Source organism: Agrobacterium sp. CMT1, from assembly GCF_037203725.1.
GTDB classification, from domain to species: domain Bacteria; phylum Pseudomonadota; class Alphaproteobacteria; order Rhizobiales; family Rhizobiaceae; genus Agrobacterium; species Agrobacterium pusense.
This window is the reverse complement of the sequence record NZ_JBBCAR010000007.1, coordinates 238862-251771: the sequence shown is the minus strand read 5'-3', so window position 1 is coordinate 251771 and position 12910 is coordinate 238862. Positions and strand designations below refer to the sequence as shown.

General features: G+C 59.0%; 17 protein-coding genes. 8 read left to right on the top strand and 9 right to left on the bottom strand.

Translation table 11 applies throughout. The features are described 5' to 3' along the window. Positions 1-8: 8 nt before the first annotated feature. The 5 genes from WA845_RS09760 to WA845_RS09740 all read right to left on the bottom strand — a co-directional run bounded on the left by WA845_RS09760 (position 9) and on the right by WA845_RS09740 (position 4989). The gene (locus WA845_RS09760; protein ID WP_004445789.1) at positions 9-1040 is read right to left on the bottom strand and encodes a peptidoglycan -binding protein; all 1032 of its coding nucleotides are present in this window, start codon (positions 1038-1040) and stop codon (positions 9-11) included. Between the two features lie 2 nt (positions 1041-1042). Further along, positions 1043-2059 (bottom strand): hypothetical protein, encoded by a 1017-nt coding sequence (locus tag WA845_RS09755; protein WP_004445790.1) that lies wholly within the window; start codon positions 2057-2059, stop codon positions 1043-1045. A 202-nt stretch (positions 2060-2261) separates the two neighbouring features. Next, complete coding sequence (locus WA845_RS09750; RefSeq protein ID WP_004445792.1) at positions 2262-3062, bottom strand: inositol monophosphatase family protein; 801 nt, start codon at positions 3060-3062, stop codon at positions 2262-2264. A 164-nt stretch (positions 3063-3226) separates the two neighbouring features. After that, positions 3227-4327: a tetratricopeptide repeat protein gene (locus WA845_RS09745; protein ID WP_072493302.1), complete on the bottom strand. Its 1101-nt coding sequence runs from the start codon at positions 4325-4327 to the stop codon at positions 3227-3229. An 8-nt stretch (positions 4328-4335) separates the two neighbouring features. Then, complete coding sequence (locus WA845_RS09740; protein ID WP_112556219.1) at positions 4336-4989, bottom strand: thiamine phosphate synthase; 654 nt, start codon at positions 4987-4989, stop codon at positions 4336-4338. A 104-nt stretch (positions 4990-5093) separates the two neighbouring features. Here WA845_RS09740 and WA845_RS09735 point away from each other — a divergent pair, with 104 nt between their 5' ends. Then, complete coding sequence (locus tag WA845_RS09735) at positions 5094-5858, top strand: sulfite exporter TauE/SafE family protein (RefSeq protein WP_034497639.1); 765 nt, start codon at positions 5094-5096, stop codon at positions 5856-5858. 102 nt (positions 5859-5960) lie between these two features. On the opposite strand, the gene WA845_RS09730 is transcribed toward WA845_RS09735, so the two are convergent. Further along, on the bottom strand, positions 5961-6137 hold the full coding sequence (locus tag WA845_RS09730; protein WP_003506164.1) for a YdcH family protein: 177 nt from the start codon (positions 6135-6137) through the stop codon (positions 5961-5963). A 234-nt stretch (positions 6138-6371) separates the two neighbouring features. Here WA845_RS09730 and WA845_RS09725 point away from each other — a divergent pair, with 234 nt between their 5' ends. The 5 genes from WA845_RS09725 (at position 6372) to WA845_RS09705 (ending at position 9172) form a co-directional block, all read left to right on the top strand. Next, positions 6372-6575 carry a YdcH family protein gene (locus WA845_RS09725; protein WP_003497661.1) on the top strand — a complete coding sequence of 68 codons (204 nt, stop codon included), beginning with the start codon at positions 6372-6374 and terminating at the stop codon, positions 6573-6575. Between the two features lie 48 nt (positions 6576-6623). Then, positions 6624-7091 (top strand): 5-(carboxyamino)imidazole ribonucleotide mutase, encoded by a 468-nt coding sequence (purE, locus tag WA845_RS09720; RefSeq protein WP_034497641.1) that lies wholly within the window; start codon positions 6624-6626, stop codon positions 7089-7091. Between the two features lie 11 nt (positions 7092-7102). Beyond that, entirely contained in the window at positions 7103-8179 is a 1077-nt protein-coding gene (locus tag WA845_RS09715; protein WP_112556221.1) for a 5-(carboxyamino)imidazole ribonucleotide synthase, read from the top strand. A 146-nt stretch (positions 8180-8325) separates the two neighbouring features. Further along, positions 8326-8451: a type B 50S ribosomal protein L36 gene (ykgO, locus tag WA845_RS09710; RefSeq protein ID WP_003497670.1), complete on the top strand. Its 126-nt coding sequence runs from the start codon at positions 8326-8328 to the stop codon at positions 8449-8451. A 100-nt stretch (positions 8452-8551) separates the two neighbouring features. After that, on the top strand, positions 8552-9172 hold the full coding sequence (locus WA845_RS09705) for a tetratricopeptide repeat protein (RefSeq protein ID WP_112556223.1): 621 nt from the start codon (positions 8552-8554) through the stop codon (positions 9170-9172). Positions 9173-9240: 68 nt separating this feature from the next. On the opposite strand, the gene WA845_RS09700 is transcribed toward WA845_RS09705, so the two are convergent. The 3 genes from WA845_RS09700 to WA845_RS09690 all read right to left on the bottom strand — a co-directional run bounded on the left by WA845_RS09700 (position 9241) and on the right by WA845_RS09690 (position 10755). Further along, positions 9241-9498 (bottom strand): DUF2312 domain-containing protein, encoded by a 258-nt coding sequence (locus WA845_RS09700; protein WP_006314683.1) that lies wholly within the window; start codon positions 9496-9498, stop codon positions 9241-9243. A 147-nt stretch (positions 9499-9645) separates the two neighbouring features. Next, a complete protein-coding gene (locus WA845_RS09695) occupies positions 9646-9951 on the bottom strand; it encodes a DUF1244 domain-containing protein (RefSeq protein WP_072493306.1) in 306 nt (101 codons plus the stop codon). 15 nt (positions 9952-9966) lie between these two features. Further along, complete coding sequence (locus WA845_RS09690) at positions 9967-10755, bottom strand: N-formylglutamate amidohydrolase (RefSeq protein WP_112556225.1); 789 nt, start codon at positions 10753-10755, stop codon at positions 9967-9969. A gap of 292 nt (positions 10756-11047) precedes the next feature. On the opposite strand from WA845_RS09690, the gene WA845_RS09685 reads away from it, so the two are divergent. Then, a complete protein-coding gene (locus tag WA845_RS09685) occupies positions 11048-11434 on the top strand; it encodes a DUF1036 domain-containing protein (RefSeq protein ID WP_318252556.1) in 387 nt (128 codons plus the stop codon). Continuing rightward, positions 11434-12873 (top strand): pyruvate kinase, encoded by a 1440-nt coding sequence (gene pyk, locus WA845_RS09680; protein ID WP_004445813.1) that lies wholly within the window; start codon positions 11434-11436, stop codon positions 12871-12873. Before WA845_RS09685 ends, pyk begins: the two co-directional genes overlap by 1 nt. Positions 12874-12910: the final 37 nt, after the last annotated feature.

The following is a 12910-nucleotide window of genomic DNA, read 5'->3' as shown; positions in this document are numbered from 1 at the left end:
CCGCGATTTCAGCGCTCGGTCAGCTTGAGTTCGATACGGCGGTTCTGCTGCCGTGCCTCCGGTGAGTCACCTTCTGCAATCGGCTGATATTCTCCAAAGCCGGCAGCGACCAGACGGTTTGCCGGCACGCCCTTGGAGATCAGGAACTTCACAACCGAAGTGGCACGGGCCGAGGAGAGTTCCCAATTGTCGCGGTAGCGGCCGGAGCCGGACAGCTGGACATTATCCGTATGGCCATCGACGCGCAGGACCCAGTTGATCTCCGCCGGGATTTCCTTTGCGAGATCAAGCAGCGCGGTTGCGAGCTTCGCCATTTCCGCTTGCCCTTCCGGATTGAGTTCATTGCCGCCGGAAGGGAAGAGCACTTCGGATTGGAAGACAAATCGGTCGCCGACGATGCGGATGTTTTCACGATCGGACAGAATTTCGCGCAACCGCCCGAAGAAGTCGGACCGATAGCGGTTCAGTTCCTGCACCCGCTGCGCCAGCGCGACATTGAGGCGGCGGCCGAGATCGGCGATCTTGACCTGAGAAGAGGCATCCTTGGCTTCCGAAGCCTGCAGCGCGGCTTCGACCGAGGCAATCTGCGCCCTCAGCGCCGCAATCTGCTGGTTGAGCAACTCGATCTGCGCGGAGGCGCGGGAATTGGCCTGCCGCTGCTCGTCCAGTTCACCGGTGAGACTGCCGATACGGGCGTTGGCGCTGGCATTGTTGCCGGAGCCAGCGTCGAGCAGTGCCTGCAGCCGCGACCGTTCATTCTCAGACGCGGCAAGAGTGGATTGCAGGCTCGCCAAGGCGTCCTCCACATCCTGCTTGTTGCCCTTTTCCATGGCCAGAAGTTCGGTCAATTCGGCAATCTGGCTGTTGAGACGCGTCAGCACCTCGTCCTTGCCGGTAATCTCACGCGACAGCACGAATTGCGCGAGCACGAAGACCGTCAGCAAAAACATGATGGCCATCAGCAGCGTCGACAGCGCATCGACGAAGCCCGGCCAATAATCCACACCCCTGTCGCGGCGGCGGTTGCGCGCAAGCGCCATGGCTATTCGCTCCCGTTATCGTGCCGGGTGCGTCCGGAAGACTTCGTATCGCTGTCAATCCGCGCCGAAAGCCGGTCGAGCGTGCGGCGGAGCGATTTGGATTCCTCCTGTTGCGCCTCGATCCAGTCGCGCAACATCTGCTGTTCGCTGCGCATGTTCTTGACCAGACCCTGAATGCCTTCGGCAAGACTGGTCATGGCCGCCAGCGAACGCTCGGTGCTCACCACGGCCCCTGCGTCGCCCCGGGACTCCCTTGGGGCGTCCGTCGTATCCGTCACCGAGGAAAGCCAGTTTTCGAGCTGGGTGTAGAAACGGTTCTGGGCGCGGCCGGCCTGAAGATCGAGAAAACCGAGGATCAGCGAACCGGAAAGACCGAGCAGTGACGAGGAAAAGGCCGTTCCCATACCCGCCAGCGGCGCGGTGAGACCGGCCTTAAGCGAACCGAGAATATCATTGCTGTCACCGGCGCTTGGGTCGAGAGACTGGATGACGTTGCTGATGGCGCCAATGGTGCCGATAAGGCCCCAGAAGGTGCCGAGCAGGCCAAGAAATACCAGCAAGCCGACGAGATAACGCGAAGTATCACGCGTCTCGTCGAGGCGCGTTGCGATGGAATCGAGAATCGTGCGTTGCGTAACGGCAGAAAGGCGGACTTCACCACGCTTGCCGATCAGCGTGCTCATCGGCGCAAGCAGTTTGGGCGCGCGACCGACCTTTTCGACGCTGCCCGCGGCACGAAAGGCGTTGAACCAGCGGACTTCCGAACGCAGGCTCATCGTCTGCGTAAACACCAGAATGATGCCGATGGCGAGCACGCCGAGAATGAAGCCGTTGAGCCCCGGATTGGTCATGAAGGCGGTGTGCGCCTGCCGATAGAGAATCGCTGCCAGAAAACCGACGAGGATCAGAAACAGAACCATCGTCCAGAGAAACGGTGTGGGGCTGGACAGCTTGTGGCTGTATTCCCGTGTGGTCACCGGTTTCTCGACGCCAAGATCGAGCAGCTCCGAATCCGCCATAACGTTCGCATTCCCTTTGGTCAGCTATCCAGCGGAAGCTATTTGAAAATTGCGACGATTTGAAGCGAAAAGCCGGTCTTTCGTCACAGGCTTTTCACGAAAGAAGGCATGGAGCCGGGTGAGGGAAAACAAAAACGCCCGGCGAACATTCGCCGGGCATCGAAAACTTGTAAAAAACGGCAGGTTTTCTGCTGAAAACCAATCAGCGGCCCGGAATAGGACGGTTGGCCACCTCAACGAGCGCCTTGTGGATATATTCGTTGCCCGCAGCAACGGAACTGCTGCCGAAGATATCGGTGCCGCCCTTGATGTCGGAGGCGAAACCACCGGCTTCCCGAATCAGCACGAGGCCGGCCGCCATATCCCACGGCGAAAGATCGGCTTCCCAGTAACCGTCGAGACGGCCAGCGGCAACGTAGGCGAGATCGAGCGACGCCGCACCCATGCGACGGATGCCTGCAGCCTCCCCCATGACGTGACGAAGCTCGACCAGGAACTTGCCGTGGTTGCCGCGGCCGAGATGCGGCACGCCGCAGCCGATGACGCAATCCGTCAGCGCCTTGCGCGCGGCAACGCGGATGCGGCGATCGTTGAGGAACGCGCCGCCGCCACGCTCGGCGGTGTAGAGTTCGTCGGTGGCCGGATTGAAGATCACACCGGCGACGACTTCGCCGTTACGCTCCAGTGCGATGGAAACCGCAAAATGCGGAATGCCGTGCAGGAAGTTGGTTGTGCCATCGAGCGGATCGACGATCCAGCGGTGTGCACCATCGGTTCCCTTTTCCTCGCCGCCTTCTTCACCCAGGAAATCATAGGTCGGGCGCGCCTTCATCAGCTCCTCGCGCACGATCTTCTCGGCCTTCAGATCCGCCTGCGAAACGAAGTCGCTCGGTCCCTTGACCGAGACCTGCAGGTTCTGCACTTCACCGAAGTCACGCGACAAAGACTTACCCGCCTTTATGGCGGCCTGAACCATGACATTGAGAAGGGCTGAACGGGCCATCGATGTTTTTTCCTGGAAAGCTTGCGAACCGCCCGGAAGCTCACCGGGCAGGCACGTCATTATTTTCTTGAATTGAAAGTTTGCGGTTCAAGACCACAAAACGCGCGGAAATTCAAGGTAAAAAGCCCATGGGTCAACCCCGGTCAGGGAACGCAACCCTTCCATCAGGTCGGACGGAAACGATTTGCGGCCTCGATCGCCTTCTTCTGCTGCTCGTCATTGATGCCGAGATAGAAGTCCTCGAGAGACGGATCCTTCAATCCGGCGCGGCGGGAAAGCACGTACCATTTGGCTGCCTCAACCGGATCAGGCCGGGTACCGAGTGCCTGAATATAGAGATGCGCAACCTTGTTCTGCGCCACGACATTACCGCGCTGTGCTGCGCCATAGAGCCAGCGGAAGCCTTCGTCGAGATTACGCTCGCCACCAAATCCGTTGACCAGCCAGATACCGAGATCGACCTGTGCAGTGTCATAGCCGGCCTTTGCGGCGCGCATCAACCAGTCGCGCGCCTTTGCCTTTTTCTCGGCAGGCACATCCTTCAAGGACCAGTAAATTTGCGATACCGCATATTGCGCATCGGCAATGCCCTGTTCGGCGGATTTTTCATAGAAGGGCAAAGCCATCAGCAGGCCCTTGGCGCCCGGATTTTCCGAAACCAATATCTGGCCCCAGTTGAACTGGGCAGAGGCGTTGCCGGCTTCCGCTGCGCGACGCATGAAATCATCGGCCTTCGCCTTGTCACGCGTAACGAATTTTCCTTCCATCAGGATAAGGGCAAATTTGAACATGGCGACGGGATCGCCGCCCTGTGCGGCCTGCTGATACCAGAACGCGGCTGTTTTCTCGTCACGCGCAATGCCAAGTCCGCGCGACATCATTTCCGCCACCAGCGTCTGGGCGGGTGCGTCACCGTTCTGCGCGCGGTTCAGCGCCTTATCAAGCGCCTGCACATATTCGCCGCGCTGGAAATGGCCATAGGCCTCATCCACCCGGCCCTTGAATTCCTTCTCAGGCGGCAGTGCCGGCAGATCCGCACCCATGCGCTGATAGACGTTCACGCCGGCTGAAGGCTGCAAGTCCTTCTGCTCTTCGGATTGCACCCTGCCCTGACGGGTCGGCTGAGCCTCATTTTCCAGCTGTCGGGAAAGCGCGTTGTTTTCACTCTGCGGCCCGGATTGAGCAAGAGCGACACCCGCCGACGCGCCGAAAGCAAACGCCAGCAGCGAAACTGAGAGGCAGAAATGAAGCGAGCGCATGATCATCGCCTGTATCAACCGTCAAACCGTGGCGCTTTTTCGTCAAGCAAAGCGTTGATTTCAGAAACGGCCTGGGCGGCGCCACCGACATTATCGAAAACACCGCTGCGCATAGCCACGAACTCCACGCCCGTCTCCGCCACGGCAACCACGGATGAGAGGTCCGTGCCGCCCATGACGATGGCGGGGATTTCGATCATCGACGCCCACCACTCACCAAGCGCCAGGTTCTTGGGATGCGCCTCGGGCTTGATGTCGCCTTCGAGCTTCCCGAAAAACACGTAATCCGGATTGGCCTCGCCCTGCTCCAGCGCCTTGTGGCGGTCATCGGCATTTCCGCCGCCGACGATCAGTTTCGGGGTGAATTTTTCCACAGCCTCCGAAAGCGCCTCGGCGTTACCGACCACATGCAGCCCGTCCGCCTTCACCCGGCCGGCGACACGGCTGTCACCGGCAATGAGCGCTGCGGCACCCAACGCCTGCACGAGGGGTACGATCAGTTCGGCGCGTTTCTGGAAAGCGGCGTCATCCAGACCATATTGCGGAATGATGACCGAAGCGACATCGCCTCCCCGCAGCGCGGCTTCCACATCTGCCGCCTGCTTTTGCGCATCGTCCGATTGCGGGACGATCAGGACAAGGCGGCAACGGTCTTCAACAATGCTCATCGTTTCGTCCATTTCAAGCAGACGACGCTTCCGGCGCGATCTGCACTCGTTTTCATATGACAAATCCGATAAACCGGACCGGCGAAAGGATCAACCATACATCCATGCTGACCGATTTTCATTTTTATCTCGTCGCCATTCCCGCAGTGGTTCTCGTCGGCCTTTCCAAAGGGGGACTGGGCGGCGCGCTGGCGCTGATGGGCGTGCCACTGATGGCGCTTGCCGTATCGCCCGTGCAGGCGGCGGCGATATTCCTGCCGATCCTGATCGTCATGGATATTGTCGCGCTCTTCGCCTGGCGGCACTACAACCATCGCCAGACGCTCCTTATCATGCTGCCGGGGGCTATCGCCGGCATTGCACTCGGCTGGGCAACTTCGAGCATGATCTCCGCAGATGCCATGCGTCTCGTCGTCGCCTCGGTCACGATCCTATTCGTGTTGCGTTACTTTTATGAGAGTTTCAAAAGCCGCAACGGTCAGGAAATTCCGGCAAAACCGCAAAGGCCGGCCGCCGCCACGCTCTGGTCCAGCCTGTCCGGTTATGCGAGTTTCGTGGCCCATGCGGGTGGACCGCCCTTCCAGATCTACGTTCTGCCGCTGAAACTCGACCCGAAGACCTATACCGGCATGAGCGTGCGCTTCTTCGCCATCATGAATGCGATCAAGCTCATACCCTATTTCGCACTTGGCGCGCTCGACGCCACCAACCTCAAGACATCGGCAAGTCTGCTGCCCGTCGCGATGCTGGCGACGCTGGCCGGTGCAAGAGTGGTGAAATACCTTAAACCATCCGTGTTTTACCCGCTGATGTATGCCATGGCGTTGATTGCGGCACTGAAACTGCTGTGGGACGGACTGCCGTTCTAATACGGCAATAAAAAAGCTCTGGCAGCAGGTTTTCGCCGCCAGAGCTCGAAAGGGTCAGACCGCCGACCCCTCATTCATCGAGGGCCAGCGATCTGCCATAAATCAATGTCTTGTGGAGGCCTTGAGCCTCTGGAGTTCATCCTTCAGGCGCAGTTTACGACGTTTAAGGTCCGCGATCTCTCTATCGTCAGACGACGGGGAAGCAAGAATACTCTCGAGCTCCTCCTCCAGAGCACCGTGTTTCTTTTCGAGCGATGCAATATGAGCCTGAATGGTCATGCGGCACGTCCTTCCTTTTTGAACCTACCTCCAGCTCTCCATCGCTGGAGTTTCAGGTTTGCGACGACAATGTGACACGGATCGGTCGGCTTGTCGAAGGCGAAATGAAGGCAATAAGTGGGCAATTTGGTCGCAACGGATAACTTCCCGTTACCGCGATTTGATGATAGAGGCTCGTGAACGATCACATACGCGCCGGAGGCTATCCGGCTGGCATAAAATGGGGATGACAAGATGCCCGATCAGGACCAGGCGGACATCAGGCTCACGCTGGCGCGGCTGCGCCAGGAGCATGAGGATTATGACGCGGCGATCAATGCGATGATCCAGACCAGCTGCGACGCGCTGCGGATACAACGCATGAAAAAGAAGAAGCTGGCCGTCAAGGACAAGATGACCCAGCTGGAAGATCAGGTCATTCCCGATATCATCGCCTGAGCCCGGAGACATTACGTGACAGCAGAAACGCCCCCCGTCGCCATCATCATGGGCAGCCAGTCCGACTGGGAGACCATGAAGAACGCTGCCGACACGCTGGATGCGCTCGACATCGAATACGAAGCCCGCATCATTTCCGCCCATCGCACCCCTGACCGGCTTTACGATTTCGCCAACGGCGCGAAAGACGAAGGCTTCAAGGTCATTATTGCGGGCGCCGGCGGCGCTGCCCATCTGCCGGGCATGACAGCTGCCATGACGCCGCTTCCGGTCTTCGGCGTTCCGGTCCAATCGAAGACCATGTCCGGTCAGGACAGCCTCTATTCCATCGTGCAGATGCCCGCCGGCATCCCTGTCGGCACGCTCGCGATCGGCAAGGCGGGCGCGATCAATGCGGCCCTTCTCGCGGCCGCGGTGCTGGCGCTTGGCGATGAAGACCTTGCCGATCGTCTGGACGCCTGGCGTGCGCGCCAGTCGGCGGCTGTCGCGGAATACCCCATGGACAGCGCCCAGTGACGACACACGACATGGCAAAGACAACCAACCTCACCATCGGCATCATCGGTGGCGGGCAACTCGGCCGCATGCTGGCGATGGCCGCGGCGCGTCTCAACCATCGTACCATCGTGCTGGAGCCGCAGGCGGATTGTCCCGCGGCACAGGTCTGCAACGACCAGATCGTGGCAGCATATGATGACGAAAAAGCACTTGCGCAACTCGCAAGCCGCTGTGATGTCGTGACCTACGAGTTCGAGAACGTGCCCGTTGCCGCGGCAGAAAAACTCAGCGCCTCGGTTCCCGTTTATCCGCCGGCACAGGCGCTCAGCGCCTCACAGGACCGCTTGACGGAAAAACGCTTCCTCAACGATTGCGGCATTCCAACCGCCGATTTCCGCGCCGTGGATAGCCAGGAAGAGCTGGAAGCCGCGCTGGCAGCCTTTGGCGGCAAAGGTGTGCTGAAAACCCGTCGCATGGGTTATGACGGCAAGGGACAGCGCCTCTTCCGGGGAGGCGAAGACCCCGCGGGCGCGTTTGCAGCGCTTGGTGGCGTGCCGCTGATTCTTGAAAGCTTCATCGCCTTCGAACGCGAAATTTCGATCATCGCCGCCCGTTTCCGGGACGGGACCGTGACCTGTTACGATCCGGCCGAGAACGTTCATCTGAACGGCATCCTGCACACATCCACCGTGCCGGCCGCGCTTTCGGATGCCGCAAGGGATATTGCCGTGAAATCGGCGGAAAAGCTGCTGGCCGCTCTGGATTACGTCGGCGTTATCGGCATTGAGTTTTTCGTCCTGCCGGATGGATCGCTGGTCGCCAATGAAATGGCGCCCCGCGTGCACAATACTGGCCACTGGACGGAGGCGGCCTGTGTGATCTCGCAATTCGAACAGCATATCCGAGCCGTATCGGGCCTTAACCCCGGCAACACTGATCGCCATTCCGACTGCATCATGACCAATCTGATCGGCGACGACATCAACGACGTACCGGCATGGCTGTCGAAAAAAGACTGTCTCGTCCACCTCTACGGCAAGACGGAAGCACGGCCGGGCCGCAAGATGGGCCACGTGACGCAGCTTCTGCACACAGGAAAAGCCTAGTCTTTTAAGGCAAAGACGCGGGCAAGTGTTGACAGGCAGGGCTCAAACAGGTATCTGCCTGCCAACCGAAAAGAGCGCGCCCCGTTGCGCGCTTTTGATTGTTTGAATAGCACGGCACAAACCGTGCAAAACTGCGGACCAGTAAAATGAAGATCAAGAATTCGCTTAAAGCGCTTAAGGCCCGTCATCGCGATAACCGCCTGGTTCGCCGCAAGGGCCGCGTCTACATCATCAACAAGCAGAACCCGCGCTTCAAGGCTCGTCAGGGCTGATTGACTGCGACTGCGGTTCGCGATCAGATCGCGGATCACTTTGTTGACAGACCAGAAGTTTGCATTTGATATTGGGCGCAGTCGGGTTAAGCTTTAACCCATGCGCCCAAATCGTTTTTGCACCGCTCTGATTATTGCTCAGGGCTTCATGGTCTCAAGCCTCGCGTTTGCGGGAACGGCTGCTGTTGCTCAAGCGGCAGACGGAAAGCCAGCTGTTGCTGTCGAATCGGCGCCATCACCCGCCAAGACAATCGACACGCTTTTCGCTTCGCTGAAAAAGGAACGGAATGCGGTCAAGGCGCGCAACATCGCCAACCAGATCGCCTCCGAATGGAATGATTCCGGCAGCGCAACGATCAATCTCCTGATGCAATGGGCGGGTGAAGCTGCCGACGAAAAGCGCAACGCCGCCGCTTACGATTTTCTCGACCAGGTTGTTTTGCTCGATCCCGACTATGTCCAGGCGCCCTATCGCCGCGCGATGGTCCATTTCGCCGATGGCGACACCCGCAAGGCAATGGCGGATATCAACCTGACGCTGGAAAAAGAACCGCGCTATTTCCCTGCCCTCGCAAGCCTGGCCAACATCCTCGAAGCCTCCGGCCGCGACGAGCTGGCGCTGAAAGCCTGGGAGCGTTATCTGGCGCTTTATCCTGCAGACAAGGATGCCCGCAAGGAAGCCATCGACCTTTCAGAAAAGCTGGCTGGCACGCGCGGCTGATGTCGAGGGCAGTTTAAACAAAAATCGCCGCAGAAGCGGCGATTTTTCATTGAGGCATTTTCAGCCGATCATTCCATGCCGAGCGCGGCCATATAAGTCTGAAGAATCGTTTCTTCCTCGATGCGCTCGTTGGCATCCTTCTTGCGCAGGCGGATGATGGTGCGGATCGCCTTGGTATCGTACCCACGCCCCTTCGCTTCGCCCATGACATCCTTGATATCACCCTGAATAGCAGCCTTTTCTTCTTCGAGGCGCTCGACGCGCTCGATGAACTGACGCAGTTCGGCGGCGGCGACGGTTTCGGTGGTGCTGGTTTCGTCCATCATATCATCCTTCATTGGCGGCCCGCATGTGGGCCTTGTTCATTCAAACTGGCAAGGCGTTCGCCGGTCGCTGCCAGCAGGCAGCAAAATTCAGGCCTGTGAACTGCCCACTGAAAGGCGTCCCGTCAAGTCGATTCCGTCGGTGAAGACTTATTCCTTGGGCCGGTTCTGCTCGAAAGCGGCTTTCTGGTCGCCACTCGCTTCGCCCTGGTATTTCTCTTTCCAGTCCTCATAGGGCATGCCGTAGACGATTTCCCGGGATTTTTCCTTGCTGAGCGAAACACCCGCTTCCTCGGCCGCTTCACGGTACCAGTTGGAAAGGCAGTTGCGGCAGAAGCCCGCGAGATTCATCAGGTCGATGTTCTGCACATCGTGGCGTTCACGAAGATGTTTGACGAGACGCCGGAATGCGGCCGCCTCAAACTCGATCTGCCCGTTGTCGTTCTCATTTGTCATGGCGAAACTCCAGGCTCAATAGGGGCCGGTGCGGGAAGCGAACAGCTGATATTCATGCAGAACCGGATCGTCATTCATTACGGCAAAAATGGGAGCGAGCCGGTCTGACCATTCGGCGATCCCCTCCTCGTTCCCGATCAGATCCTGCCTGACCTCCAGAAGTGCGTGCGGTATACCCTTCGCCATACAATGACGATACATGGTATCGCCCTTGAGTGCTCCGTCATAGGGTTCGTTGTCGCCGACGAGAATGTCGCCGGTAGCGCGCAGATGCGCCAGCAGCGGATCGACCGCGCGATGATCCGTATCCCACAGAACCGCCGCATGCCATGGCCTCGGCGTTTCCTTCCAGAACGGTGTATAGGAATGCAGTGACAGGACGAGCGGCGCTTCTTCCGAGGCCTCGGCCACACGGGTCAGCACGCTGTCCACGGCATTGTGATAAGGCCGGTGAAAAGTCTCGATCCGCTTTTGCCATTCCTCGTCAGAAATCGGATGGTTTCCGGGGATGATCGCTCCGTCCGAGATTTTCATGATGAGAGTTGGATCATCCTCACCACGATTCGGATCGATCAGCAGCCGCGAGAAACGCCCGAGCACCGCCGGCACGCCAAGGCGCACAGCCAGCGAGCGCGTTAGCCCCTCTATACCGATATCAAATGCGATGTGGCGATGAAAAGCGGTTTGCGGAAGACCAAGATTGCCGTAGTGTGCCGGCAGAAGGTTCATGGCGTGGTCTGCCAGCAGAACCATGCCTTTGTCATAATCGCCTTCTATGATTTCATAGGGTATGAAGTCGTTCATCGATGATTTTTCTGGGGCAGCATTGAGGAGAGAAACTTGATGGCATGGCTTGAGGCCGGGCGCAAGTTACGGCGGAAGAACAGCCATCTACCTTATCGCACTCACGATCCCACGAACAATATAATCGATTAAACTCGCGTTGACTTTCTTGGGCGGCCACGCCAAGAAGTGTGTTCATTATAACCATGGAATCCGGATGGAAGCCGTGACTCAGTCATCTCTCGCTCGTCCCCGCCACATCAGGCACCTCGCCCGTCTTTTTTCCATAGCGGCATTGTTTCTGACCCCTTTCATGATCGCGGCGCCCGCGTATGCGGATTTTCGCGTCTGCAACAGCACGCAGAATCTCGTGGGGGTCGCAATTGGCTATCGGGCACAGGAGGGCTGGGTCAGCGAAGGCTGGTGGCAGGTCCCCGCCTCGACCTGCGCGACGCTGATCGAAGGTGAACTGCAGTCACGTTATTATTATCTCTATGCCGAGGATGCCGCTCATGGCGGCCGCTGGACCGGTGACGTCAACATGTGCGTGGCGGAAAACGAGTTCAAGATCACCGGTGTGGATGATTGTTATGCCCGCAGCTTCCAGAGAATGGGTTTCAAGGAATATGACACGGGCAGACAGGGCAGCTGGATGGTCCAGCTTTCCGATACGCCAGGCACACAGGGAAATCAAAACTGATGAAGCGTAACCGCAAAGTCAAAATTCTTGCAACTCTCGGCCCTGCCTCCTCCGATGAGGCTATGATCGAAAAGCTGCATCTCGCCGGCGCGGATCTTTTCCGGATCAACATGAGCCATGCGAGCCACGACCTGATGCGGACGCTCATTCAGCGCATCCGTTCGGTCGAGAGCCGCAACGGCCGCCCCATCGGCATTCTGGCCGACCTGCAGGGTCCCAAGCTGCGCGTCGGAAAATTTGCGGAAGGCAAGGTCGAGCTCGTACCTGGCCAGACCTTCACCCTTGATAACAACGACGCACCTGGCGACAACACCCGCGTTTTCCTGCCGCACCCCGAAATTCTCGAGGCGGTCAAACCGGGCCATCGCCTGCTGATCGATGACGGCAAGCTGCATCTGCGCGCTGAAAAGAGCGACGGCAAGAGCATCGTCACCACGGTCATTTCCGGCACGCGCATTTCCGACCGCAAGGGTATCAGCCTGCCCGACACTCTGCTCGGCGTCGGCGTTCTCACCGACAAGGACCGCGTCGACCTCGATGCCGTGCTGGAAACCAACGAGGTAGACTGGGTCGCGCTTTCCTTCGTCCAGCGTCCTGAGGACCTGGCTGAAGTGCGCAAGATCGCACGCGGCCGCGTCGGCCTTATGTCCAAGATTGAAAAGCCGCAGGCGGTGGAGCGCATCGAAGAAATCATCGAGCTTTCTGACGCCCTGATGGTTGCCCGTGGCGACCTTGGCGTCGAAATGCCACTGGAAGCCGTTCCCGGCATTCAGAAGCAGCTGACCCGCGCCTGCCGCCGCGCAGGCAAGCCGGTCGTGGTTGCCACGCAGATGCTTGAATCGATGATAACAGCGCCTGTACCAACCCGCGCTGAAGTGTCCGACGTCGCCACCGCCGTCTTCGAAGGCGCTGACGCGATCATGCTCTCTGCCGAGTCTGCCTCTGGCGATTATCCGGTCGAAGCCGTTTCCACAATGGCCTCCATCGCAAGCACCGTGGAACAGGATCCGCATTATTCCAACATCATCTACGCGCAGCGCGCCCAGCCGGAACCGACAGGCGCCGATGCGATTTCGCTGGCCGCCCGCCAGATTGCCGAAACCCTGAAGCTTGCGGCGATCGTCACCTACACATCGTCGGGCACGACAGGTCTGCGCGCGTCGCGTGAGCGGCCGCAGGTTCCGATCATCGCCCTCTCGCCGATCATCCAGACCGCACGCCGACTGTCGGTTGTCTGGGGTCTGCACTGCGTCGTCACCGGCGACGCCAGCGATCTGGACGACATGGTGAACCGCGCTTGTCGCATCGTCGTTTCCGAAGGCTTCGGCAAACCGGGTGACCGTATCATCATCTCCGCCGGCGTTCCGCTCGGCACACCCGGCGCGACCAACATGGTGCGTATTGCCTATATCGGCTCGGACGGCCAGAGCGGCGTCTGACGGACAGATGTCAGGAACAAAAAAACCCGCCGTCACC